The sequence below is a fragment of the Pedobacter frigidisoli genome (assembly GCF_004331675.1).
GTDB lineage: Bacteria > Bacteroidota > Bacteroidia > Sphingobacteriales > Sphingobacteriaceae > Pedobacter > Pedobacter frigidisoli.
In genome coordinates, this window is sequence record NZ_SJSN01000015.1 from 62,271 (window position 1) to 87,908 (window position 25,638).

The window sequence follows — 25,638 nt, forward strand, 5'->3', positions numbered from 1 at the left end:
CAATGGAAATTATAATGAAAAATAAAGATAAAAACTTGGAGAAAGAGGTTAGACTGGCTATTAATTCAAATACTCTTATGAATGAAGAGAAAATAGAAATTTCGGTAGAAAGTGGTCTTGTAACCCTAAAAGGATCAGTGGATAGTTACGCCAAAAAACTAGCCACAGAACATGCCGCAAAATCGGTGAAAGGCGTAAAAGATGTTATTCAGAAAATTGAGGTCAGGTTTGCGCTTAAAAACAACCTGATCGTTTACATGGGAATAAACTTGGTTTTAGATAGTAGGCATTCCTATAAAAATGATAGTGACCAACCTATGCATATTTTAGGTCCAATTCGCCCGAATTTTCATGCTGAAAGGAGCCGTAATGAAATCTGGTGAAAAGGCAAAGTTCAGTAAAGATAATGGTATAAGCATTTTCCAAAGCTATTTACTTAATAGGCTAGCTTTGCTGAACTGGATATCAAGCCGTTATCTCATTATGGAGCTTTCCAAAAACATGATGCGCTGGCCATATATGTCCTTGGGAAAGTTTATAAAAAGGATATTTAACAATCATGAAACAGTTTAATGTTATACATGGATTGGTTTTTGTAGAATGCTCTTGAATAATTTGTAATTTAAGCCTGAAAATACAAGCAGATTACAAAATTCTTATTTTCAATAAAAGATCATTCAATAAAAACTTTTTCATGACTAGAACAGAGCTCTTTGGGTATAGTCCCAATTCAGAATATCAAACCAGTGTGGCCTATTTTTCAATGGAGTTTGCCATTGATCAATCTCTAAAGATTTATAGTGGAGGGTTAGGATTTCTTTCCGGCTCTCATCTTCGAAGCGCCTTTGAGCTGAAGCAAAATTTGTTAGGCATCGGCATGCTTTGGAAATATGGGTATTATGACCAAGTAAGGGATAAGGATAATAATATGGTTCCAGCTTTTGTTCAAAAAGATTATTCTTTTTTGGAAGATACTGGGATTATCCTTTCTGTTCCTGTACATAGTGCAATGGTGAAGGTTAAGGCGTTTTTATTGCGGCCAGAAACATTTGGAACCGCACCTTTATTTTTGCTGAGTACCGATCTTCCAGAAAATGATGAGGTAAGTAAGAGCATCACTCACCGATTGTATGATCCTAATGAGGCCACCCAGATTGCACAATCGATCATTTTGGGCATTGGTGGAGGAATGCTTTTGGATCAGCTAAATCTTCAGCCAGATTATTACCACATGAACGAGGGGCATGCTGTACCCCTAAACTTTTATCTATATTCAAAATATCAAAATCTAACTGAGATTAAAAAGAGAATGGTATTTACTACACATACTCCCGAGCTTGCTGGTAATGAGGAGCATGATTTTTCGCTACTAAAAGAGATGTCGTTCTTCTACCACATGCAAGACCATGAAGTTAAGTTTGTGTTAGGGCTAGAAGGTGATAAGTTTAACTACACCCTGGCAGCGCTGAAGTTTTCTGGCAAGGCAAATGCAGTTTCCAAACTTCATGGAGAAGTCGCTCGTGAGATGTGGGGAGGCTATGATGGCATTTGTGAGATTATTTCCATTACCAACGCACAAAATCAAAAATATTGGCAGGATAGTGAAATTGCTAAAAGTGTAGAGGAGAATAATGAGCAGGAGTTTTTTGGTAGGAAGAAAGAACTAAAATCAATGTTGTTTCAACATGTTGCCGATCAAACAGGAAAGCTATTTGATGAAAATGTACTGACCCTAGTATGGGCCAGGCGTTTTGCTGCGTATAAAAGAGCAGATCTTCTTATGCATGATTGGGAGCGTTTCGAGGCATTATTAAAGCTTTCAAAATACCCAATACAGATCATTTGGGCAGGAAAACCATATCCAGAAGATAAGGGAGCTAACCAAATCTTCAATAGTATTATTGATAAAACAAGAAAATTTCCTAATTGTGCAGTATTGGTAGGCTATGAACTTGGTTTATCCTCCCTATTAAAAAAAGGTTCCGATGTTTGGCTGAATAACCCAAAAATGTATCGTGAGGCTTCAGGTACAAGTGGCATGACGGCAGCAATGAATGGTGCGATCAACTTGTCTATTCCAGACGGTTGGATTCCTGAATTTGCCCTAAATGGCGAAAACTGTTTTCTTATCGAGCCTGCTCAAGATTCGTTATCCGAAGAGGCGAGAGATAGAAAAGAGAATGCCAACCTAATGGATGTATTGGAAAACATGGTTCTACCTACGTACTATGATCATCCAAAAAAGTGGTTCAATATGGTTCAAAAGGGTTTTAAAGGCGTTGTCCCAGAATTTGAATCAGCAAGAATGGCAGAAGCCTATTACAAGCAAATGTACCAGCAGGCAAATTAAAGTTAAACGATTTCTAATCTCATGCCATATTCCAACTTCTATGATCAACCTCAATTATTAAGGTGATTACCATCATTTAATTTGCCTTAGGCTATACCGATCTTTATTGTCAGCGTATAGCTTAAAGCAAATCACAAATGAAATCCATTATCATCATTAACGACCAGAGTCCAGAATCTGAACATGCTGCAGCATTTGCACTCATCCTGGCACAACGTATTGGGGTAAATATTATCGTAGCAAACTTACCGGTTCTAAAACTTACTACGGATGAATATGGATGGACTGATACGCTTCCGGAGATCATTAATGCTGTATCAATCGATACCAAGATGGTGAAAAATCTTTTGGAGAGAAAAATGCTCCATCCCGGATTTAAACCAGTCATTCAAGAATTAAGTTTTTCTTGTGAAAATGGAGATTTATATAAGCTAGCCAGTGAAAACGAAATCTTGCTGGTAATAAAAGGCTTGGATGAATTTCTGCCTGAAGCGCTGCTTAATGTAAACCTTGCCATTAATAATCTACTTCACAAAATTCATGTGCCGCTGATGATCATTCCATCATCATGGTCGGATAATGAACTCAAGCGCATGGTGTATTTAACCGATCTGCGCTTTTGTGGACTTGGCATGGTAAAGTTTTTGGCCAACCTTGCAACATGTTGGGATGCTAATCTGGTTATCGCACATTCATCGGCAAGTGGTCTTCCACAGATGGAGATCAATCAGGCAGAAGAAGTGTTTAACCAAGAGGTGAGCCACAATGTAGGCTACAAAAAACTTTTCCTTAATATGCTCGATCAAAACGAATGTATAGATACGTTGGAAGTTGTGGTAAGTGAAATGAAAGCCGATCTCTTAATTTTAGTTGACCAGCATTTTCATTTCAATTTCCTTACCCAGCAATATTTCAAGGATAAATGCTCGCTATACAAGCCTGTTCCGATACTTATACTTCCATCATAACTAAAATTTTATAGCATATAATATGAACACCATGAATAGTAATTCCCCAGCATTTATCCATTATCATACCATAGCAAAACAATGGGCATCGGATATTGATTTTTTTAAGGTTGAAATGGTCTTTCTTCATCATTTGCTCGATGATCATTTTATACTGCTCTCCAGCGCTGAATATATAGATGACCTAAAAGCTGTAGGCAAAAAATTTTTAACGCTTGAGAAAGATAAATATAATGTAGATACAGAGCTGATCGATTATATAAAGGTATTAGAGGGGCAAACAGAAAATTTGGTTGATAGCCATGGAGAATTGTTGGATAATAAGCAAAAGCAAATGGAACAGCGTATGTCTCACCTCACTTCGACTTACAGAAAACTTAAGCAGGAACTTTTTTCCTTGGTTATTTCATTAATACAGGATAGAAAGCGACAAGGTTTGCCTCAGCTGTAAGGGTATGTATGGGTTAAATGAATTTTGCCTCATTTAAATAATCAACTTATATCATAAGCTTATAAAGTTCTTCGCAGCCCCTATTAGAATTACATCCTCATTTTAAATAAGAAAAATGAAAAATCACCTAAAATCCCAAGGTCAATCAAAGTTCAAAGAGATCATATTTATCGTTTGCTTGGTCTGTTTGTTCTTGCACATATCTGTTAATGCACTGGCTCAAAATCCAGTCATCTCTTTTACAAAAGAGGGAGAAACTAACGAATTGATTTCGCAGGAAACAAAAATGCAGCTTGTAGAATGTAAAAACGTACTTAATTATCCAAAATCAGTAGAACGATTTTATAAGATTAACTCCTACAAGTTATCTTGGGTAAATAAACTGAACCATAACAGGCAGCTAGCTCCAGCCATGTTAATATTAGATTGTGTGAAACAGTTCGGGCTCAACCGTGATGATTTCCATGCGAATAACCTGCTTTATAAACAAATTGAAACCCTTGCTGAAGTGCCCGAAATGCTTAGTGGAGGCCAACGTGCAATCTTCGATGTTTTAATGACTGATGCAATGATCACCTTTATGAACCACCTGCATTACGGAAAATTTAATACCTCCTTAACGCCAACTAAAATTGATGATGGCGAACCAGGTGATTTTAATGCCGTTCTCAAATTGGTGCAATTAATGGTAAGTAAGGATTTTTATAATGAGATAGCTGGCGTTAGGCCAAGGTCTGCAGCGTATGATGACCTGCAAAAATACATGCATTTGGTTCGGGGGCAATACCTGGAAGATAGCTATGAATTCCCTGAAAAAAGCGTTCGAAAAATGACGATCAACATGGAGCGCCTGCGTTGGGATACCGGTAAGGATGGTACAGTCTTAATGATCAATATTCCTGCACAAATGGCAAAGCTGCATGTAGCCGACTCTATATATGCATTCAAAATTATTGTAGGTAAAGCTTCATCGCCAACCCCTACTTTAGCGAGCTACATTACACACTTTACTACGGCACCTGAGTGGAAAGTTCCTTATAGTATTTTTACTAATGAAATATTACCAAAGGCAATTAAAAATGAAAACTACCTTGAAAATAATCATTACGCCATCTATGATGCAAAAGGGAATTATATACCAACAAGTGTTAAAAAGTTACAATACATCAAAGCTCATGCAAAAAATTACTTTGCAAGACAGTCGTCTGGATGTGATAGCGCAATGGGCAATAGTATTCAGATTTGATAATCCATACCAGGTTTTTTTGCATGATACCCCACAACCAGAATTATTCCAATCCAAAGACAGGGCGCTAAGCCATGGCTGCATTCGTGTGGAAAAGGTAGAAAAGATGGCCTCCCTTATCTTATTAGCAGATGGAAGCAAAGCCAAAACCCCCATAATGCGTAAAGCAGTAGCAGCTTATCAAAAAAAGGATTTCGTGCTTAAAAATCCGATTCCGATATCCATAAATTATATCACTTGCGAAATGATCGATAAGCAGCTGGTTATTTACAATGATATTTATGCTCAAGATCGGGCACTTGAAATGGCCATGTATGGTTATGAAAGGCTGCTTGCGTCTGATTTAAGAATAAGTTTGAAAGCGCTTAATTAAGCTTTCTCATTATAAAGAACCCTCATCTGGCAACCACTCTGAACTAAAGCTTCCCAGTCGCTGATGATACATTTCGTCGCCACTATGTTGTGTAAATTCGATGTTAAGCTGGCCAACTTCCAGCCCTAAAACTTCATTACACATATCAATCAGCGCCCTAGAAAGTGCTGTTCTGGTATGCGCATCGCGGCCCTGGCGGATATCGCACATCATAATTGCAGCAGGCATAGGTTCATCATCACCACATCGCCAGATTGCACCTTCACCAAGTTCCCTAATGCTCACGGTAATACGGTTAGCATCAGCTTTCATAATTCTGGAGTAAGTTTCCCCAATTCGCTTGGCCAATATTTTTTTCGTGGCATAAGGATAATTTCTGATGACTTCTAGTTGTAGGTATGGCATAATGGAAGTTTTTTAGTGCATAAGCCTAAACTGGTAAATGCGATATACAAAGTAGGCTTATTTGCCAATATTTCGTGCTGATCCAAATCATCCTCTACCTTGATTGCCATCATGGTCTTCCCTTTAAAAACTACCCACCTTTACATAAATCCTAATTGATCATATATGCAATCCCTGACAAACACAATAACCACTGCCGCTCAATTATCGAGAACCGAACATGACAGCATGGGCGAGATACAGGTTCCGAAAACTCGTTATTGGGGTGCACAAACCCAGCGATCAAAAGATAACTTTAAGATTGGTCCTCAAGCATCAATGCCAACAGAAATTATCGAAGCCTTTGGTTATCTCAAAAAAGCTGCGGCGTATGCGAACAAAGATCTAAAGGTATTACCTGCTGATAAAAGAGACCTGATTGCGCAGGCTTGTGATGAAATCATCTCAGGAGAACTCTCAAACGAATTTCCTTTGGTGATTTGGCAAACTGGTTCTGGAACGCAGTCTAATATGAATGTGAATGAAGTGATTTCCAATAGAATCCATGTAATTCAAGGCAACGAGCTAGGTAATGGAAAATTATTTGTCCATCCTAATGATGATGTCAATAAGTCTCAATCATCAAACGATACATTTCCAACTGCCATGCATATTGCAGCCTACAAAATTCTCGTCGATGTTACCATTCCGGGGATTGAAAAACTGAGGGACACTTTAAGGGTAAAATCTGATGATTTTATGGATGTGGTGAAAATTGGGCGCACACACCTTATGGATGCCACACCCTTAACACTTGGGCAAGAAATTTCTGGGTATGTTTCTCAACTAGATCATGGCCTTAAAGCGCTGAACCATACCCTTGATCACCTTTCTGAACTGGCCTTAGGAGGAACCGCTGTTGGAACAGGCATGAATACACCTTTTGGATACGACGTTTTAGTAGCCAGTTATATAAGTGAGTTTACCAAACTTCCCTTTCGTACAGCTGATAATAAATATGAGGCATTATCCGCTCATGATGCTATTGTAGAAAGCCATGGCGCATTAAAACAGATCGCAGTTTCACTCATGCATATTTCCAATAATATTCGTCTGCTCGCCTCCGGACCAAGATGTGGCATCGGGGAGTTGCACTTGCCCGAAAACGAGCCTGGTTCTTCCATTATGCCAGGAAAGGTTAACCCTACCCAAAATGAGGCAGTAACGATGGTTGCAGCACAGGTAATGGGTAATGATGTGGCGATCACAATAGCCGGATCAAACGGACAGTTTCAATTGAATGTATTTAAACCTGTAATGGCGGCCAATTTCCTGCAGTCAGCTAGACTGATTGGAGATGCCTGTTGCTCTTTCAACGAGCACTGTGCCTTAGGTTTAGCACCCAATTATGAAGGGATAAAAAAACACCTAGAAACGTCTCTCATGCTAGTTACCGCCCTAAATCCACACATTGGATATGACAATTCTGCTAAGATTGCAAAATCGGCAATGGCCGATAATATTTCCTTACGTGAGGCTGCGGTTAGGCTTGGAATGTTAACAGATGCCCAGTTCGATGAGTGGGTGCGCCCAGAAGATATGGTCGGTACGATCAAATAATCATTTACAAATAACCACACAAAAAGCAACTATACCCCTCATGAAATATCTCGTTTCTACATTTGTTATATTGGTAATATGTTCTTGCTCCATTTTCGCACAGCAAAAGGATCAGACCAGGTTGAGCGATACCCTAAAAAATTATTCAGCTTATAAAAGAAAGCTTTCGTTCGCAGGAGTATTGCAAACCAGATATGTTTTGGCTCTCGATAAAAATATCGATATTAATGGTAAAAACTTCAATCCAGATGCCTCAAAGGCCGTAACAAACTCGTTTCTAGTCAAAAGAGCAAGGATTATGGTAAAGGGCGATATTAATGACCACTTTTCTGCAAATATCCTTGCTAACCTTGCAGAGTTTAACAGCGATCCAACCAATAAGGTGCTGGAGAATGCTTATATCAAATATTCCCTCAATCAATATTTTCATATTCAGGCAGGTCAGTTCCGTCCCTTTTTTGGTATTGAGGATGTGATGGCGGTAGATATCATCCGAACCCTAGACTTTTCGAATCAATATTATGCCTTTGGGAAAAACGGATGGCAGAGCTTTCAGACTGGGCTTTCGGTTTTTGGTAATGTAATTCCCGGAGGAAAAATCAGATACTTCGCAGGAACGTATAATGGAAATAATAAAAACCAGTCTACTGATGATAATAATACCAAAAATCTATACGCAAGGCTGGAAACAGATTTGATTAAAGATTTTACCCTTGGGCTAAATGCCGGAACGGGCAGTTTGGCTAGCAGTAGTATTGGCCAGGCTTATGGAGCAGACGCCACTGCAAAGATAACGCTATCGAAAAAGTTCGACATCTTGTTAATGGCTGAATATAAAAAAGGCGCAAATTTTCTAGCCTATAATGCAGATAAGCAGGTTGTTCGGCCAGATTTGACTGAATATCAAATGCAAGGCTTTTATTTTTTTCCAACCCTTCGCTACAATCATCAAAGCCGTAGGCTTCGGGCGGTAGAATTCTCCTGCAGGTACGAATACTTTGATGAAAATTACAAGCTTGCCAGCAACCCTCGCCAAACCCTAATTCCTAATGTGTCACTGATTTTTGCTGATGATTTCTATGCGGCACTCCAAGTGGGTGTGGCTATCGATCGCTTTAAAAATCAGGTGCCATTAACTACCACTTACAGCCGTAACCTTGGTTACGTTCAGTTACAAATACGCTTTTAACTAAAATATCATGAAAGAAATTAATCTAAAATCGCTAATCATAACCCTTGTGGTTGGTATTGTTATCTGGTTTATCCCAGTACCAGATGGTGTTAAGCCTAACGCCTGGCATTTACTGGCCATCTTTGTGGCAACCATTGTTGGTATCATATCCAAGGCCGCATCAATGGGCACAATGGCCATCATTGGTATTACCATGTGCGCAGCTACACAAGTGTTGGCACCAGGTGATCCGGGCAAATCTATTCTTAATGCACTTAGCGGTTTTGGAAATTCAACCATCTGGTTAATCGGTCTGGCTTTTTTTATCGCTAGGGGATTTATAAAAACTGGCCTTGGAACAAGAATAGCTTATAGTTTTATCAAGATTTTTGGCAAAAGCCCATTGGGTTTAGCTTATGGATTAAATACAGCCGATTTAATATTGGCACCAGCCATTCCTAGTAATACGGCAAGAGCGGGAGGAGTAATCTTCCCAATCATGAAATCTATTGCGGTAAATATGGGCTCTATTCCCGAAAAGGCAGAAACTCACCGTAAAATAGGCGCATTTTTAACTTTGAGCAGTTATAATGCAAATATGATTACTTCGGTTATGTTTCTAACCGCCACAGCGAGTAACCCTATGGCACAAAAGTTTGCTAGGGATCTTGGTGTTACCATCACTTGGGGTAGCTGGGCCATAGCGGCGCTGGTTCCCGGACTGGTTTGTTTTATTCTAGTTCCATTGTTTTTATATAAGGTTTTTCCGCCAGAATTAAAGGAAACCAGGGAAGCGCCTGCAATTGCCGCAAAGCAATTAAAGGAAATGGGCCCAATGACCATAAAGGAATGGTTGATGGTTGCCACTTTCATTATCCTCCTGGTGCTGTGGATCTTTGGTAATCTGTTCGCCATCGATGCCACAACCGGAGCCTTAATCGGTCTTTGTATTTTACTTTTATGTGGCGTGCTAACCTGGGATGATGTAAAATCTGAAAAAGGAGCCTGGGATACTATTGTTTGGTTTTCTTCACTCGTGATGATGGGATCATTCTTAAATTCTTTAGGTTTCATCGGTTGGTTTGGACAACTGGTAGGGGGCCAGATGACGGGCTTGAGCTGGCAGCTCGCTTTTCCGGTGATCATATTAGTTTATTCTTATTGCCATTATATGTTCGCTAGTGCCACAGCCCAAGTCGCCGCAATGTATTCAGTATTTCTAGCTGTTGGTATTGCCGTGGGCGTACCCGGAACAATGCTCGCGATATTTCTTGGTGCATGTGCCTCATTAATGGGATCGCTAACGCACTATGGCCATGGCCCAGCGCCAATATTTTTCGGAAGTACTTATGTAGATCTGAAAGATTGGTGGAAACAAGGCTTCTTTATGAGTGTACTATTCTTACTGGTTTGGTTCATCGTAGGCGGTATGTGGTGGAAAGTTATTGGCCTTTGGTAGGTAATCAGCTTCGTAAAATTTTTGAAAACATTTACTATGAAACAAACAACGTTAATTTATAAGCTAGTGATGGCTACTTCGGGGCTTTTCCTGTGCTTCTTTCTCATCATTCATTTATTGGGGAATCTTCAGTTGCTCTCTCCACCAGCGGTAGCAAGGGAACAGTTTAACTGGTATTCTCATTTATTATCTGGGAACATCCTCATCAAGATCATTTCTTATGTTCTGTATCTTTCCATTATAGCGCATGCAGTTTATGCGCTAATTATTACCAGGGTAAATATTAAAGCACAAGGCAGCAAGTATGTTTACGATAAGCGAGGCAAGGTAAGTTCTTGGAACAGCCGAAATATGGGCGTATTGGGTACTATCATCTTGATTTTTTTAGTCATCCACTTTAAGGATTACTGGTACATCTACAAGTTCGGAAATCTTCCGCTGGATGTCAAAGGAAATAAGGACCTGTATTCCATTGTGGTTAGTTCCTTTCAGCAAGGCTGGTATGTCATTCTATATGAACTTTCTTTTATCGCCCTTGGATTTCACTTATTGCATGGTTTTTTTAGTGCCGCTAGAACACTTGGGCTGTATCATCGCAAATATGCAGCAGCCATCCGTGTTGTGGGATGGATATATTCGCTGGCAATAACCTTAGGCTTTATGCTCATACCCATTTTCATTTATTTTAATCTAAATTTCTAATGATAGACGCCAAAATTCCTGAGGGAAACCTTGCTGATAAGTGGAGTAATTATAAAGATAGCTCCAAGCTGATCAATCCTGCCAACAGAAAAAAACTTGATATCATTGTAGTAGGAACGGGGTTGGCCGGTTCATCCTGCGCCGCTACCTTGGCGGAGCAGGGATATAATGTCAAATCTTTTTGCTTTCAGGATTCTGCTCGCAGGGCGCATTCTGTAGCCGCCCAAGGTGGTGTAAATGCGGCAAAAAACTATAAAAATGATGGAGACAGCGTTTATCGCATGTTTTATGATACGATAAAGGGTGGAGATTTCCGCTCCCGTGAGGCCAATGTTTACCGGTTGGCAGAATGTTCGATGGCGCTTATCGATCAGGCGGTAGCACAAGGCGTACCTTTTGCAAGGGAGTACGCTGGCTATCTCAGCAATCGCTCATTTGGTGGGGTGCAGGTATCGCGAACATTTTATGCCCGTGGACAAACCGGGCAACAATTACTCCTTGGCGCTTACCAGGCATTAATGAGGCAAGAATCACTCGGCAAAGTTAAAACCTATACCCGGCATGAAATGCTCGATTTAGTACTGGTTGATGGCAAAGCCCGTGGTATTATTGCCCGAAACCTAGAGACAGGCGAAATTGAACGGCATGCGGCAAATGCTGTTGTATTAGCCACAGGTGGCTATGGTAAAGTATATTACCTGTCTACCTTGGCTATGGGCTGCAATACTTCTGCCATTTGGAGGGCACACAAGAAAGGGGCATTTATGTCGGGGGTAAGCTGGATCCAATTTCATCCAACATGTTTGCCGCAAATTGGCGAAACCCAATCCAAATTAACCTTAATGTCCGAATCACTTCGGAACGATGGCAGAATTTGGGTTCCCAAAAAGGCAGGTGATGACCGTGTTCCAAATGAAATACCCGAGGAGGAAAGGGACTATTACCTGGAGCGTCGTTATCCTACTTTTGGAAATCTTTCCCCTAGGGATATTTCATCACGGGCAGCGAAGGAAAGAATTGATGCTGGCTGCGGTGTTGGACCTATGAAAAATGCGGTCTGTCTTGATTTTTCAAAAGCAATAAAAGAACAGGGAAGAAATAAAATTGAAGAGAAATACGGCAATCTTTTCCGTATGTACGAAAAGATAAACGGTGTTGATGCCTATAAAGAGCCTATGCTGATTTCCCCAGCTGCTCACTTCACAATGGGTGGGCTCTGGGTAGACTACAATCTAATGACCACCATACCTGGATTATTTGCATTGGGTGAAGCGAATTTTTCCGATCACGGTGCCAACCGTCTTGGCGCAAATTCTCTGTTGCAATCTTGTGTTGATGGTTATTTTATTGCCCCTTACACCATTCCGAATTTTCTCTCTGCAGAACTAAAAGGAGCAAAGGTGACTGCAGATCATCCTGCATTTGATGAAGCTGAGAAGCTTGTTAGGGAACAGCTCAATAGGTTCCTTAATGTTCAGGGGCACCTTTCCGCCGATCATTTTCATAAAACGCTTGGTAAACTGCTGTATGATAAGTGCGGTCTTTCCAGAACAAAAGAAAGTTTAAAGCAGGCCATTGTCGAAATTAAGGCACTAAAGAAATCATTCGACCACGATCTTAAAATTACGGGTGATGATCAGGTAAATTCCGAGCTCGAAAAGGCAGGACGAGTGTCCGATTTTCTGGAACTAGGAGAATTGATGTGTTACGATGCCCTGCAAAGGGAAGAATCTTGTGGTGCGCATTTTAGAGAAGAATTTCAGACGGCTGATGGCGAAGCCGTTCGAAATGATGAAGATTTCTGTTATGTCTCTGCTTGGGAATGGATGGGTGAGGATAGCGAACCGGAATTACATAAAGAACCACTGGTTTTTGAAACCGTGAAATTAACAGTAAGAAGTTATAAATAACATTTAATAGGGGATTGTATTATGAAATTATACTTGAAAATCTGGCGTCAAGAGCACAGGGAGTCAAAAGGGGATATGGTGAGCTACGAAGTTGAAGGTATTTCCGAGCACATGTCTTTTTTGGAAATGCTCGACCTTTTGAATGAGCGGCTGATTAAAAAGGGAGAGCGGGTTATCGAATTTGACCACGACTGCCGAGAGGGTATTTGTGGGGCCTGTGGGATGATGATAAATGGCAGAGCACATGGCCCATTAAGCGGCACCACAACCTGCCAACTCCACATGCGAAGTTTTAAGGATGGGGAAACTGTTTATATAGAGCCTTTTAGGGCGGCTGCTTTTCCTGTTTTAAGGGATCTTAAAATTGATCGTTCAGCTTTTGACCACATCATTCAGTCTGGTGGTTATGTATCAGCTTCTACGGGGCAGGCACCCGAATCAAACAGTATTCTTATCGCTCATGATACTACTGAAGCTGCATTTGATGCTGCCGCCTGTATTGGTTGTGGGGCATGCGTAGCAACCTGTAAAAACTCCAGTGCGGCGCTGTTTACTTCGGCAAAAATTACTCATCTGGTGCTACTACCCCAAGGAAAACTAGAGTCGGCAGATCGTATAATTCAGATGGTAAACCAAATGGATGAAGAAGGCTTTGGTCATTGTTCAAATACCGAAGCCTGCGAGGTGGAGTGTCCTCAGGAAATATCTGCCCTCCATATCGGTAGAATGAATTATGAGTACAATAAAGCATTATTGATAAGAAAGTAAATGTTGATCATATTGTACATTCTAACTGGCAGCTTAGTGCTCTATTTTATATTGGTGCTGATTTATCAGTTACGTTATAAAATGCAGGTCAAAAAATTGTTTTCTCTTCAAGATCGATCGCCTCAAAGAAAATTCAATTTAGCTCAGCTTGCTCATCTGCCACCACCAGTGGTAAGTTATTTTAAGCTGGTGCTAAAGAATGGGCAAGCGTATCCAAGAAGTATTCGCTTAAAACATGGAGGATTATTCAAATTAGGCATAGATAAGCCATGGATACCAATTTCTGGAGCGCAATATTTCACACCTGCTCCGGCAGGCTTTATTTGGAAAGGTGATACGGCTTGGTTCAGTGCAAGAGACATCTATATTGGCGCTACCGGAACACTAGAGGTGTTACTATTTTCTGCATTGAAGATTGTAAGCAGTAAAGGGAAAATATATGATCAGGGCGAACTGTTGCGATGGCTGGCCGAGAGTGTTTGGTTTCCAACTAATCTTTTGCCAGATGAAAATAAACAATGGTTTGCAATAGATTCAGAAAATGCAAGGTTAAAGGTAAGCATAGATGGAGTGGTTTTGAATTACTTGGTAACCTTTAATGAAAGAGGGGAAATTGCAAGATTGGCAACTCGAAGATATATGACAAATAAGCTTGAAACCTGGATAATCAATCTCTCCAGCTATCGTGAAATCAATTCAGTTAAGATTCCATTCTACGCTGAGGCCAGCTGGAAACTGGAAGACAAATTGTTTACCTATGCCCGGTTTTCGGTAAGGAAAGTTGAATACGATAAGCCTTATCGTTTTTAAAAAAGATGTACATGTTTAAATGTATTTTGAGTTAAGGAGAATGATGTGCTTAAACTGAACTGTTTAAGGTATGATTACAAACAAATGCGGCTTTTGAATATTGGTAATGTAAAAATTTTTTTTGTGTATTCTTTTTTCTGGCTAAAACTCTTACCGAAAAATTAACCACTTAATGACTAAACAATGGGCTTTAAATCTTGTTATTTCTTTATCGACACATTACCTTTATACAAAATACAAATTATATGAATACTGAAAAAGCAATTCTTGCAGGTGGCTGCTTTTGGGGAGTAGAAGAACTATTCCGCCATCAACCTGGAGTGATATCAACGGTAGTTGGCTATACAGGCGGCGATGTGCAAAATGCAACCTATCGTAATCATGGAACACATGCAGAGGGGATAGAAATTACTTTTGATGCTGATGTTTTATCCTATCGTAAACTTTTAGAATATTTCTTCCAAATTCACGATCCTACAACTAAGAACAGACAAGGAAATGATGTCGGCACTTCTTACCGTTCGGCTATTTTTTATTTAGATGAAGCACAAAAGGAAGTTGCCAATAAGCTAATAGAAGAAATGGAAGCTTCGGGCGTTTGGCCTGGTAAAATTGTTACGGAGATAGTTCCGGCAGGCGATTTTTGGAATGCTGAGGAAGATCATCAAGATTATTTACAAAAACTACCTTACGGCTATACCTGTCATTTCGAAAGACCAGATTGGAAATTGGCTTAAATGATAGCCACATCGATTATTTGGGTGAGTTTATCTATTAACTGATATACAAAGTTGAAATCTGCTTAAGTTTGAATTAAGAATTAAATCAACGGGACGATTTAGAAATCTCATTGGCTTCTCAGAAATGGGAAGCCTTTTTTATTTTATAAATTTATAGTCTTTTATTGAAATGTTCAACTAGGCTACCGCATCAATAACTTAAAATTTATCTTTCATCCCAAACATACCGAGTAATCCGCCAGTATGGATGGCTAATATCTTCTCCTCTTTTTTAATTACTCCTTGCTTCTGTAGATCTATAATGGCGAAGAACATCTTTGCGGTGTAAACCGGATCAACTAATAAACCTGTCGAAGCAATAAAATCTTTAATAAATGAGATGAATTTATCAGTAGTTTTGGCGTAACCTCCAAAATGATAATCGAGGTGTAATTGCAAATGCTGGGAAAGAGCAACATAATTTGCTATTTCATCTGCGATAAAAGATCCCCCTTTTAAAACAGGAATAATATGCAGCTTGGTTTTTAAATGATGCTTTTGAATGCCTGCCAACAATCCAGCTGCGGTAGTTCCGGTTCCAGCTGCACAAAAAACATGGTCGTAAGTGGTTGTTAATTCATCAATAATTTCAGCACAGCCGATAATGGCTTCAGGTGATGCCCCACCTTCATCAATAAAGTAAGCATCAGCATCATCACTAAAATGTTTTTCGAATAAAAGATTTTTGTCTCTATAACTTTCCCGATCTACAAAAATGAGTTTCATACCAAATAAATGGCACAATAAAAGCATTTCGTTTTTAACTTCTTCTCCTCTAACAAAGGCCGTAGATGTAAAACCAGTTCTGGCTGCCGCCGCTGCTGTAGCCACTAAGTGATTGGAATACGCCCCTCCAAAGGTAACTAAATGCGTTTTGTTCTCTGTTTTTGCTTTAGTAAGAATATGCTTCAGCTTTCGCCACTTATTCCCCGAGATATAAGGGTCAATTAAATCATCTCGCTTAACAAAAAGATTGTTAAAAGGAGCTAGATTTATCTTTTGAACAGGACTATAGATTTCTTCGAACACGTGTAAAAGTAAAAAACACCTGAATATTTCAGGTGTTTTATGTTGATAAAATATGCAATAGGTTATTTTCCTATACCAAAGCCTAAGCCAAAATTAAATAAGCTGTATTTGGCAACTGTGTAAGAAGAATAAACTTTAAAGAAGCCAAACTTTAATTGGAAACCTAAACTTGCCCTTATTCCATCTATATCCGTTTGCTTAACAGAAATTGGGTCTACATAGGTTGCCGAAGTTGTTGCACTGGTTTCAAAACGGTAAGTGCCTAATGCTTTTAAATTTGTTTTTGAGGTTTGATAACCCACGCTTGCGAATGGAGTGAAAAACAAGATTTGTTTCGATACGATGGCATCAATATTTACGCCGTTAAACTTGGCGTCTATACGTTGATCAGAGCTTGATGCATTATCAATGTTTAAATCTAAATCGTACTTATACTGCGTAAAACCTCCCGCAATGGCAATATCAACAGGGATTAATTTTTCCGTTTTGCCCATTATTAGTGGAAGCAATTCGAATTTTACGCCAAAGCCAATCATGGATAGGCTTCCCAAATCATCACCCAATTTAATTTTAGGCATTGCTCTTAAGGTAACATCAATGTTTTTAGGCAAGCCCAATGTTCCTTGTAATTGCACTGCTGGCACAATATGGAAACCTACACCTTTTGGCAAGTTGAAAAATTTGCCAGTTGGAATGCCTGAGCTGGTGTAAACTTGCATTCTTCCACCTACCTCATCATCGCCAAAAGCCGTTGGGCCAATTGATGAAGAGCCTGGAGCAGTTTTAATATTGCTTAAGCCAAGGCTATTTACATCATAACTTCTTCCCGATTGCGGCACTAATGCACCTGAACCAGAAAACCTAATATCGAACTTTAAAAAACCTTTGGATTTCGCTGTGTTTGTCCAGCCATCTGTTAAGCCTAAGCCCAAACCTTTGTAAAGTGGGTTGAAATAGGCATTAACGAGTTTGGTTGCATCTGCGGGACCAGAAACAAATAGGCTTCCAACATCTTGTTGTGCGCTTGCCTTTTGTACAAATGCAAATAGAGATAAGGCCAAAATGGCCTTAATTGAGTAGCATTTTTTCATAATTAAATAAATTGGGACGATTTGATTTATGCTTAAAGATAACGGTGTTTTTTTAATTCTAGAATCTTCCTAGTAAAAGTTTATTTTTGCGCCATGGAAAATGTGGTCGAATTGCAGGAATCGGAAGAGCAGGAGTTGTATGAACATTTGAAAATAATTGTTGATAAAGGGCAGTCATTGCTTCGCATCGATAAGTTTTTAATGATCAGGATAGAAAATGCTTCTCGTAACCGCATTCAAAATGCAATTGATGCTGGTAATGTTTTGGTTAACCAAAAGACGATAAAGGCAAGTTACAAGGTAAAACCTTTCGATGAGATTTCTATCGTTTTACCCCATCCACCACGCGATACCGAAGTTTATCCAGAAGATTTACCGATAGAAATTGTTTATGAAGACAATGATCTCTTATTGGTAAACAAAGCTGCCGGAATGGTTGTACACCCTGGTTTTAACAATTATACAGGGACTTTAGTTAACGCTTTAGCTTTCCATTTTGAGCAACTGCCACAACTGCCGGGTAATGATGGCCGCCCAGGTTTGGTACACCGGATTGATAAAGATACTTCTGGTTTATTGTTGGTGAGTAAAAATGAAAAATCCATTACCCTTTTGGCCCGTCAATTCTTCGATCACAGCATCACCAGAAAGTACATTGCGCTGGTTTGGGGCGATATCGAAAACGACGGAACAGTTACTGGTTATATTGGCAGAAGTGCTAAAGATCGCCGTGTAATGGCCATTTATGATGATGAGGAAAAAGGAAAATGGTCGGTTACACACTACAAGGTTTTAAAACGTTTGGGTTATGTAACCTTAATTAGCTGTGAGTTAGAAACAGGTAGAACGCACCAAATTAGGGCGCACATGCAACACATTGGCCGTCCGCTATTTAACGATGCCGCTTACGGTGGCGATAAGATTTTGAAAGGAACTACGTTTACTAAGTACAAACAGTTTGTAGAAAATTGCTTTGAGTTATTGCCTCGCCAAGCACTACATGCGCAAAGTTTAGGTTTTATTCATCCAACAACAAAAGAATATGTGCACTTTGAAACGCCACTTCCGGCCGATTTTAAGGCAGCATTAAACAAATGGGAAAATTACGTCGCCACATCATAAAATATGTCTCAACAGTACCTTTTATTTAATGATGAATTTCATGCCGTTGATGCTCCCATTTTAACAGCTTCTAACCGAGGTTTTAAATTTGGTGATGGCTTGTTCGAAAGCATGCGTATGATTTGCAACAAACTTCAGTTTGCAGATTTGCATGCCGATAGATTGGTTGCTGGAATGAAAGCACTGAAAATAGATGGTCATGCCTTAATGGATGATTATTTTCTGCGACAAAAAACAACGGATCTGGCTAAAAAAAACCGATGGAATGGAAATGTTCGCTTTCGCCTTTCGGTTTACCGTGATGGTGCAGGTCTTTACACACCAGAAATTAACAAGGCAGCGTATGTTTTAGAGGGAACTCCACTAAAAACAACTCAATATGAATTAAATGCCAAGGGTTTAATTATCGATGTTTTCGATGAAATGACCAAGCCTATCAATAAATTAGCCAATTATAAAACATCAAATGCATTGCTTTATGTAATGGCTGGTTTGTTTAAAAGCCAGAATAGGTTGGATGAAGCCATGATTCTAAATCAACACGGGTTTCTGTGCGAAAGTATCAGTGCCAATGTTTTTGTGGTTTACAATAATCAAATTTACACGCCAGCTTTAACTGAAGGTTGTGTTAGTGGAATAATGCGTACCACAATTATGCTGCTCTGCAAAATGAACGATATCACCTTAATCGAAGCGCAAATCAACCCCGAAATATTAAAGGAGGCCGATGAGGTTTTCATCACCAATGCTACCCAAGGCATTCAATGGATTATGGGCTACGGCAGAAAGCGTTATTTTAACGAGGTTTCAAAGTTCTTAATCGATAAATTGAATGCTTTAGCTTGAGGATAAGTTGGACAATCTGTTTAATGCTAGTTCCTAAAACACAAAACACGAACGGCCGTCTTCCTGAACTTGATTCAGGATCTTAATAACATGAACATTAAGCATAAAAGGTGCTGAATCAAGTTCAGCATGACGATCGCTTTAGGCAGGATGCATAAACATATTACACGAACGGCCGTCTTCCTGAACTTGATTCAGGATCTTAATAACATGAACATTAAGCATGAAAGGTGCTGATTCGAGCTCTGTATGACGATTGTTTTAGAATGCTACTATTTTGGCCACCTAAACCCGATCGAAGCGAGATGCCAATTTCTTCAATTGGCAGAAGCGGGAGCGGGGCTGAAATAACCTAAAAGCTACTGAAACTGCTTTCCAAAACTTAATCAAGTTTTACCAAAGCTTTAACGTTTGGTAGGAGATGGGATATTTTTTACAACCTCATTCCCCGTAAAAAATCCTCAATTAGCATACGTTTTTTCCCCTCGTACTGAATATCTAAAAGTTTGATAAATCCATCTTTCGTAGCAAACTTTAAAAAGGTTTTTCCATCTGTTAAAAAACCACCAGCAACAATTGCCGATTCCTTGTCTTCTAGCTCAGCCTTGAAAATTTTTAGCGTTTTATCGTTCAGCAAAGTAAAAGCAGTTGGGTACGGACTTAAACCTCGAATAAGATTATGAATGGTTTGCGATGAGTTATTCCAATCGATTTTGCAATCCTCTTTAAATATTTTAGGCGCATGTTTTAAATCATCACTTTGTGGCTGCGGTTGTTCAGTTACCTTATTTTCTGCAATGGCATGTAGCGTTTTGACTATTAATTTAGCGCCAATAACCATCAGTTTATCGTGTAATTCGCCAGCGGTTTCATCATCGCCAATGGCAACACTTTCACTCATAATAATGTCGCCGGTATCAATTTCCTGTTTCAAAAAGAACGTTGTTACCCCACTTTCTTTTTCGCCATTAATAATAACGTGATTAATGGGTGCGGCACCACGGTATTGAGGCAATAGGGAGCCATGTAAATTGATGGTTCCTTTTGCTGGCATTTGCCAAACTATTTCGGGCAACATCCTAAATGCAACCACAACTTGTAAATCGGCCTGATAAGATTTTAGCGCTTCAATAAATTCTGGGTTCTTCAGTTTTTCGGGTTGTAAAACAGGAATTCCCTTTTCTACAGCATACTTTTTTACGGCGCTTTCATTAAGTTTTTGCCCACGACCAGCAGGTTTATCTGGTGCGGTAACTACAGCAACAACATCAAAATTGGCTTGTACTAAGGCATCTAAAGAAGCAACGGCAAAATCGGGCGTGCCCATAAAAACTATTCTCATAAAAAATATGTTGTGTTTCTGAAAATAACGTGGATACCCACATTAAAGTTTTGCAAAATAACTAAAAATAAACCCATACTGGTAGGCAAAAAATGGTACAAGGCAAAGAGGTTGTTAAAGAAAGTGGTTTGGTGTATGTTACAGACGCCATGCCTGGATTTTATCGAAAAGGAAAGCCTGGGAAATTTCATTACGAGGACAAAAATGGAAGCAAGGTAATAGAAGAAAAACACCTTGATAGAATTAAGGCTTTGGTGATTCCGCCGGCATGGCAAAATGTGTGGATTGCCAATAAGCCAAATGCTTATTTACAAGTTACTGGAATTGATGCGGCGGGTAGAAAGCAATATAAATACCATGCAAAATGGACCAGCCGCCGATCTGAAGATAAGTATTTTAGGTTATTGGAATTTGGTAAAGCCTTAACCAATGCTCGAAAAAACTTGGCAAAAGATTTACGTAGAAAGGATTTGGATGAAAGAAAGGTCTTAGCTATTTCTGTAGATGTACTTCAAAAAACATTAATCCGTGTTGGGAACGAAAATTACAAACAACTATATGGTTCGTTTGGCTTAACTACCTTACGTGATAAACATGTCAAAATTAATGGCAGTAAAATTACCATGGATTTTATTGGCAAAAAAGGAGTTCATCAACAATTAGAACTGAACGATAGAACACTGGCCAAGCTGGTAAAAAAGTGCAGGGATATTCCTGGGCAAGAGTTATTTCAGTTTTATACTAACGGAAAGGAGCATCGAAGTATAGATTCTGGTAAGATTAACAACTACATAAGAGAAATAACAGGAGATGATTTTACTGCAAAGGATTTTAGAACATGGGGCGGAACGCTCGAAGCTTTAAGACAATTCTCGAGATGCAGTGCTGATGAAAATTTTTCGCTAAATTCTAAAAAGGCAATCGTTTCAGTTTTAGATTGTGTTGCAAAGAAATTAGGCAATACCAGAGCAGTTTGTAAGAGCTCTTATGTTTATCCTTTATTGCTTACGGCTTACGAGAATGATGAGTTAGGTAAATACATGAAGAAAATGAACAACAATAAAACTATAGGAAAGTTAGGTTTGGAGCATGACGAGAAAGTGCTCTTGTCGTTCCTCAAATCAACTAGTAAATAGAAGTTCAACATATTGACTTTAAAGCAAAAAAGACTACAATAATAATTCAGTGTAGTCTTTTTAATATTATTCTTTATTATTCTTTTGGAGCTTTTTTAATGGAATGAACAGGTTGCTCTTCATTTTCTCGCTGTTTTGCAGGATCATCCGTTTTAACAGGTTTATTTGGTAAGCTATCATTTGGCTTTCTAACTGTTTTCTTGTCTTCTGGTGCTCGGCCCTTGGGCACTTCTTCCTGATAATTACTGCCTGGTTTGTCACTTGTTACTTTCGGTCCGCTCATGATATTAATGATTGAATTTGTGAATGATGAAATCTCATTCATATCAAGAACAAGTATTTATAAGTTATTGTTTGAGCAAATAGTAACGTTAAAATTCGCAATCTCAATTCTCTAATTATAAAGCAGATATTTCTTGCGCATGGTTTTATAAGCAGATAATCCAGGTTCCCAGCTGGCCCTAATTTCTTCTTCACTTTTACCATCGATAATCTGTTGTCTGAAATTTGCCACGCCAACTAAACGCTCAATTGGCATCGTTTGGTTACTCAACGTAGAGTTGAAGAAATCAGCTTTTTTAGGTGAGGCTTTGTATAATTGAATAACCCAATCGATGTTTATTTTCTTTTCTTTCCTTAAAATTGAGGTATCATAATTTCTTAAATCTATGCCGTAACACTCTTGATCTCTAAAAATTGGCGTTTCTGCCATCCCTTTAATTCCGGTTGGTGTGTATGAGAATTTGTAAATGCCTTTTAAGTATGGCGCACCAATTACGGTAAAGGGAAATTGCGTTCCACGACCGTGGTTAAGGTAAATGCCCTCAAACAAACAAGTGCTCGGATAAAGTAAAATAGCTTGTTGCGTATTTAAATTTGGTGATGGTTTAACCGGTAAGGTGTATTCCATATCATGATTATAGTTGGCGTTTTTAATGATAGTGATTTTACAATTCACCTTATCTTTTAACCATCTCTCGCCATTCAACATTTGGGCGTATTCTCCAACCGTTAAGCCATGCGCCATAGGAATGGGTTGAACGCCAATACCCGATTTAAATTTTGGATCTAAAATTGGTCCATCTATTAAATATCCATTTGGATTAGGTCGATCTAAAATCAAAAGCTCTTTTTTATTTACGGCACAGGCTTCCATTAAATGCTGCAATGTATTAATGTAAGTATAAAAACGAACACCAACATCTTGTATGTCGAAAATCATAATATCAATGCCAGCCAAATCTTCAGCTGTGGGCGTGCTGTGTTTTCCGTAAAGCGAGATAACTTTTATGCCCGTTTTTGCGTCTATCTCATCATTTACACTAACGCCGGCACTTGCAGCACCTCTAAAGCCATGTTCAGGGCCAAATATTTTCTCAATTTTAACACCCCGCTTTAACAAACTATCTACTGAGGTTTGTTTACCAATTATCGATGTATTATTCACCACCATGCCCACACGCTTCCCTTTTAGCAAAGGCAAATATTTTTCAGTCTGTTCTGCTCCGGTTTTAATTTTGGTAGTCTCTGGAATATTGATGTTTCTAATGGTTTGTTTTTTACGAGTTGATGCTCCTCCAACTTCTTGCTCGAATGGTTTGGGCTGGCCGCAAGCAGAAAGTGCAATTAGGCTCGTTAACGCAAAGCTGATGTATGTTTTCATATTAGGGATATTTTGATCTTGATTTTTTAGTCGTTATTAATCAAACAATTTAGTATTTTTTTAAGTATTGTTAATAGCGTATTGATTATTTTACGAATGCTAATTTATTTTCAAAAATGCCATTTTTAAAAAGGATTTAAGCATTTTTGCCCTAACAAATCTATCATTTTGAATTTCGAATATTTCATAGCAGGGCGAATTGCCATAAAATCAGAACGAACTTTTTCAAAGCTCATTGTGCGCATTGCAATTGCAGGTGTAATGTTAAGCTTGGCCGTAATGATCCTTTCCATCGCCATCATTAAAGGCTTTAAAACTGAAATTCAAGATAAGGTGCGCGGTTATTTGGGCGATGTACAAATTACTCGCTATGACCTAAACAACTCTTTCGAGCATTCGCCATTTGTCCTCGATGCCGAAACTCGAAAACAGCTTAAAAACAATCCCGATATAGAATACTTTTATCCATTCGCTACAAAACCTGCCATACTTTCAGCAAATAACGAAATTGAGGGCATCAACTTTAAGGGAATCGATAAAAGTTATAAATGGGATTATATCAAGCAGCATATCATCAGCGGAACCATCATCGATTTTGCTGATAGCACTGCTGCGATGCAAGAATTACTAATCTCCAATTACACGGCAAATCGCTTAAAGCTTAAAACTGGCGACGATTTTATTATGTATTTCGTTCAAAATCAACTTCGTCCGCGTAAATTTAAAATCGTTGGTATTTACGACATTGGGGTAGAAGATATCGATAAAGGATTTGTACTCGGGAACCTCAACATCATTAAACGCCTAAACAACTGGAAGCCAAACGAAATCGGTGGTGTCGAAATTAGGATCAAAAATTTCGGTAAGTTAAAAACAGTTGCCGATAATATTTTTGAGCAACTGCCCCGTAATCTCCGCTCATATTCCATCGAAGAGAATTTCCCTAATATATTTACTTGGCTTGGCCTCTTAGATGTAAATACGAGGGTTTTACTCATTCTTATGCTCATTGTAGGCGTAATCAATATGGTTACGGCGCTGCTTATTATGATTTTAGAACGAACCAATATGATCGGCATGTTGAAATCTTTTGGGGCAAGCAATTGGAGCATCATGAAGATTTTTCTCTATAATGCTGCCTATCTTATCGGAATTGGGTTGTTGCTGGGGAATATTTTGGGTGTAGGTTTAGGGCTTTTCCAACAAGCTACACACATATTTAAGCTCAACCAATCTTCGTATTTTTTAGCCTACGCACCAATTGAGTTTCATCTAATAGATATTATTGGACTAAATATAATCACGGTTGTGGTTTGTTTAACCGTTTTAATTATTCCATCGTTCTTAATTAGTAAAGTATCGCCACTAAAAGCAATTCGGTTTAAATAATTTTTTTAGAAAAGCAAAATCCTTGCTCATCGGAGAGGATAGTCCCGCTTTCGCCCATAGTGCCGAAGAAAAATCGGCAGCTATTTGGCTCAATCTGGTTTAGATTAGCTGGGTAAACCACCATTGGGAAAATCCCCCTCCAGGTTTTTAAAAAAAGATTGAGTTAGGGGTAAATGCTATTGCTAAACAGAAGCCCACTCGGTGCCTTGTAAAGCTGAAATAATTTCTGATCGTGGTGCCAAATTTAAATAGGGGTAAGTTACTTTTGATAAATATAATCCCGTAGGATGAGCAGGAAGCAGTAGTTTCGGTGTTTTTAAAGTAGTTAGATAACTCTCAAATTCATCTACGCTAATTTCACCCTTACCAACCAATAAAATTTTACCCATCGTAATGCGGATCATTTTTCCAAGAAAACGGTTGCTGGCGATGTGAAATCTAAATCTATCAGCTTTAGGGTTTACGAATAATGTAGCTTCCATCACATTACATATCGTATGCTCATATTTATCGGGATGTGTGCAAAATGCCCTATAATCTTTATATTGGGTAAGGAGTTTTACAGCCGACTTCATTTTATCAAAATCTAAATTATTAACTTGATAAAGAGAACTTTGCGTGTTTAAAAATGGGTCTTTGTAGGTGTGAACAAAATAATCATATCTCCGTTGTACGGCATCAAAACGGGCATGAGCCTTAGGCTGCATTGGAATAATATCGAATGCGGCAATGTTACATGGAAGTGCTTTATTTAAGATGTAAAGCAAATCGAAATCGAATGCTTGTTCTATATCTGCATGAAAGAAAAACTGACTTGCATGTACATGAGCATCTGTTCTGCCACATCCATTAATGGTGATCGGTGTTTTTAAAATCTTCGAAAGGGTTTGTTCAATAACTTCCTGTACGCTTTTAACGCCTGGCTGCCTTTGCCAGCCACTATAATACTGACCCTGATATGCTATGTGAAAGAAGTACCTCATTTTTCGATTGCAATTTTACGCAAATTTTGGCATCGGGAATATTAAA

General features: G+C 38.9%; 26 protein-coding genes. 18 read left to right on the plus strand and 8 right to left on the minus strand.

The annotated features are described in order from the left end of the window. Positions 1–14 precede the first annotated feature (14 nt). The 6 genes from EZ449_RS17380 to EZ449_RS23325 all read left to right on the plus strand — a co-directional run bounded on the left by EZ449_RS17380 (position 15) and on the right by EZ449_RS23325 (position 5,388). Positions 15–383, plus strand: a complete 369-nt coding sequence (locus EZ449_RS17380) for a BON domain-containing protein (RefSeq protein WP_165499800.1) — start codon at positions 15–17, stop codon at positions 381–383. A gap of 311 nt (positions 384–694) precedes the next feature. Then, a complete protein-coding gene (gene glgP, locus EZ449_RS17385; RefSeq protein WP_131561224.1) occupies positions 695–2,350 on the plus strand; it encodes an alpha-glucan family phosphorylase in 1,656 nt (551 codons plus the stop codon). Positions 2,351–2,487: 137 nt separating this feature from the next. Further along, entirely contained in the window at positions 2,488–3,318 is an 831-nt protein-coding gene (locus EZ449_RS17390; RefSeq protein WP_131561226.1) for a hypothetical protein, read from the plus strand. 31 nt (positions 3,319–3,349) lie between these two features. Beyond that, entirely contained in the window at positions 3,350–3,769 is a 420-nt protein-coding gene (locus EZ449_RS17395; RefSeq protein ID WP_131561228.1) for a hypothetical protein, read from the plus strand. Between the two features lie 115 nt (positions 3,770–3,884). Next, positions 3,885–5,015, plus strand: coding sequence for a L,D-transpeptidase scaffold domain-containing protein (locus EZ449_RS23320; RefSeq protein WP_131561230.1), 1,131 nt, complete (start codon positions 3,885–3,887; stop codon positions 5,013–5,015). After that, a complete protein-coding gene (locus EZ449_RS23325; protein WP_131561232.1) occupies positions 4,945–5,388 on the plus strand; it encodes a L,D-transpeptidase family protein in 444 nt (147 codons plus the stop codon). The genes EZ449_RS23320 and EZ449_RS23325 overlap by 71 nt, the downstream gene beginning before the upstream one ends. 9 nt (positions 5,389–5,397) lie before the next feature. Here EZ449_RS23325 and EZ449_RS17410 read toward each other — a convergent pair whose 3' ends face one another. Then, positions 5,398–5,793, minus strand: a complete 396-nt coding sequence (locus EZ449_RS17410) for a tautomerase family protein (protein ID WP_131561234.1) — start codon at positions 5,791–5,793, stop codon at positions 5,398–5,400. Then, complete coding sequence (locus EZ449_RS23330) at positions 5,775–5,906, minus strand: hypothetical protein (RefSeq protein ID WP_262711143.1); 132 nt, start codon at positions 5,904–5,906, stop codon at positions 5,775–5,777. Before EZ449_RS23330 ends, EZ449_RS17410 begins: the two co-directional genes overlap by 19 nt. A 52-nt stretch (positions 5,907–5,958) precedes the next feature. Here EZ449_RS23330 and fumC point away from each other — a divergent pair, with 52 nt between their 5' ends. The 8 genes from fumC to msrA all read left to right on the plus strand — a co-directional run bounded on the left by fumC (position 5,959) and on the right by msrA (position 14,949). Next, positions 5,959–7,392 carry a class II fumarate hydratase gene (fumC, locus tag EZ449_RS17415; protein WP_131561236.1) on the plus strand — a complete coding sequence of 478 codons (1,434 nt, stop codon included), beginning with the start codon at positions 5,959–5,961 and terminating at the stop codon, positions 7,390–7,392. Between the two features lie 40 nt (positions 7,393–7,432). Next, positions 7,433–8,581: a porin gene (locus EZ449_RS17420; protein ID WP_165499801.1), complete on the plus strand. Its 1,149-nt coding sequence runs from the start codon at positions 7,433–7,435 to the stop codon at positions 8,579–8,581. A gap of 10 nt (positions 8,582–8,591) precedes the next feature. Continuing rightward, a complete protein-coding gene (locus tag EZ449_RS17425; protein WP_131561240.1) occupies positions 8,592–10,022 on the plus strand; it encodes an anion permease in 1,431 nt (476 codons plus the stop codon). Positions 10,023–10,058: 36 nt separating this feature from the next. Further along, on the plus strand, positions 10,059–10,724 hold the full coding sequence (locus tag EZ449_RS17430) for a succinate dehydrogenase cytochrome b subunit (protein WP_205943030.1): 666 nt from the start codon (positions 10,059–10,061) through the stop codon (positions 10,722–10,724). Continuing rightward, the gene (locus EZ449_RS17435) at positions 10,724–12,634 is read left to right on the plus strand and encodes a fumarate reductase/succinate dehydrogenase flavoprotein subunit (protein ID WP_131561243.1); all 1,911 of its coding nucleotides are present in this window, start codon (positions 10,724–10,726) and stop codon (positions 12,632–12,634) included. The genes EZ449_RS17430 and EZ449_RS17435 overlap by 1 nt, the downstream gene beginning before the upstream one ends. 21 nt (positions 12,635–12,655) lie before the next feature. Continuing rightward, positions 12,656–13,402 (plus strand): succinate dehydrogenase/fumarate reductase iron-sulfur subunit, encoded by a 747-nt coding sequence (locus tag EZ449_RS17440; RefSeq protein WP_131561245.1) that lies wholly within the window; start codon positions 12,656–12,658, stop codon positions 13,400–13,402. Then, on the plus strand, positions 13,403–14,212 hold the full coding sequence (locus tag EZ449_RS17445; protein WP_131561247.1) for a DUF6544 family protein: 810 nt from the start codon (positions 13,403–13,405) through the stop codon (positions 14,210–14,212). A 245-nt stretch (positions 14,213–14,457) separates the two neighbouring features. Beyond that, positions 14,458–14,949, plus strand: coding sequence for a peptide-methionine (S)-S-oxide reductase MsrA (gene msrA / locus EZ449_RS17450; protein ID WP_131561249.1), 492 nt, complete (start codon positions 14,458–14,460; stop codon positions 14,947–14,949). A gap of 201 nt (positions 14,950–15,150) precedes the next feature. Here msrA and EZ449_RS17455 read toward each other — a convergent pair whose 3' ends face one another. Then, positions 15,151–16,020 carry a 1-aminocyclopropane-1-carboxylate deaminase/D-cysteine desulfhydrase gene (locus EZ449_RS17455; protein WP_131561251.1) on the minus strand — a complete coding sequence of 290 codons (870 nt, stop codon included), beginning with the start codon at positions 16,018–16,020 and terminating at the stop codon, positions 15,151–15,153. Between the two features lie 62 nt (positions 16,021–16,082). Continuing rightward, positions 16,083–17,111, minus strand: coding sequence for a DUF6588 family protein (locus tag EZ449_RS17460; RefSeq protein ID WP_131561253.1), 1,029 nt, complete (start codon positions 17,109–17,111; stop codon positions 16,083–16,085). Between the two features lie 93 nt (positions 17,112–17,204). Here EZ449_RS17460 and EZ449_RS17465 point away from each other — a divergent pair, with 93 nt between their 5' ends. Beyond that, positions 17,205–18,233, plus strand: coding sequence for an RluA family pseudouridine synthase (locus EZ449_RS17465; RefSeq protein ID WP_131561255.1), 1,029 nt, complete (start codon positions 17,205–17,207; stop codon positions 18,231–18,233). Positions 18,234–18,236: 3 nt separating this feature from the next. After that, the gene (locus EZ449_RS17470; RefSeq protein ID WP_131561258.1) at positions 18,237–19,079 is read left to right on the plus strand and encodes an aminotransferase class IV; all 843 of its coding nucleotides are present in this window, start codon (positions 18,237–18,239) and stop codon (positions 19,077–19,079) included. A gap of 433 nt (positions 19,080–19,512) precedes the next feature. On the opposite strand, the gene fmt is transcribed toward EZ449_RS17470, so the two are convergent. After that, positions 19,513–20,421 carry a methionyl-tRNA formyltransferase gene (gene fmt / locus EZ449_RS17475; protein ID WP_131561260.1) on the minus strand — a complete coding sequence of 303 codons (909 nt, stop codon included), beginning with the start codon at positions 20,419–20,421 and terminating at the stop codon, positions 19,513–19,515. Positions 20,422–20,513: 92 nt separating this feature from the next. Between fmt and EZ449_RS17480 the strand changes: the two genes are divergently transcribed. Continuing rightward, positions 20,514–21,557 carry a DNA topoisomerase IB gene (locus tag EZ449_RS17480; RefSeq protein WP_131561262.1) on the plus strand — a complete coding sequence of 348 codons (1,044 nt, stop codon included), beginning with the start codon at positions 20,514–20,516 and terminating at the stop codon, positions 21,555–21,557. 76 nt (positions 21,558–21,633) lie between these two features. Here EZ449_RS17480 and EZ449_RS17485 read toward each other — a convergent pair whose 3' ends face one another. Together EZ449_RS17485 and EZ449_RS17490 are read right to left on the minus strand one after the other, a co-directional pair. Beyond that, entirely contained in the window at positions 21,634–21,882 is a 249-nt protein-coding gene (locus tag EZ449_RS17485; protein ID WP_131561264.1) for a hypothetical protein, read from the minus strand. A 69-nt stretch (positions 21,883–21,951) separates the two neighbouring features. Next, the gene (locus EZ449_RS17490; protein WP_131561266.1) at positions 21,952–23,220 is read right to left on the minus strand and encodes an exo-beta-N-acetylmuramidase NamZ family protein; all 1,269 of its coding nucleotides are present in this window, start codon (positions 23,218–23,220) and stop codon (positions 21,952–21,954) included. Positions 23,221–23,388: 168 nt separating this feature from the next. Here EZ449_RS17490 and EZ449_RS17495 point away from each other — a divergent pair, with 168 nt between their 5' ends. Further along, the gene (locus EZ449_RS17495; protein WP_131561268.1) at positions 23,389–24,609 is read left to right on the plus strand and encodes an ABC transporter permease; all 1,221 of its coding nucleotides are present in this window, start codon (positions 23,389–23,391) and stop codon (positions 24,607–24,609) included. 182 nt (positions 24,610–24,791) lie between these two features. Here EZ449_RS17495 and EZ449_RS17500 read toward each other — a convergent pair whose 3' ends face one another. Continuing rightward, positions 24,792–25,592, minus strand: a complete 801-nt coding sequence (locus tag EZ449_RS17500) for a tRNA pseudouridine synthase A (RefSeq protein ID WP_131561270.1) — start codon at positions 25,590–25,592, stop codon at positions 24,792–24,794. Positions 25,593–25,638: the final 46 nt, after the last annotated feature.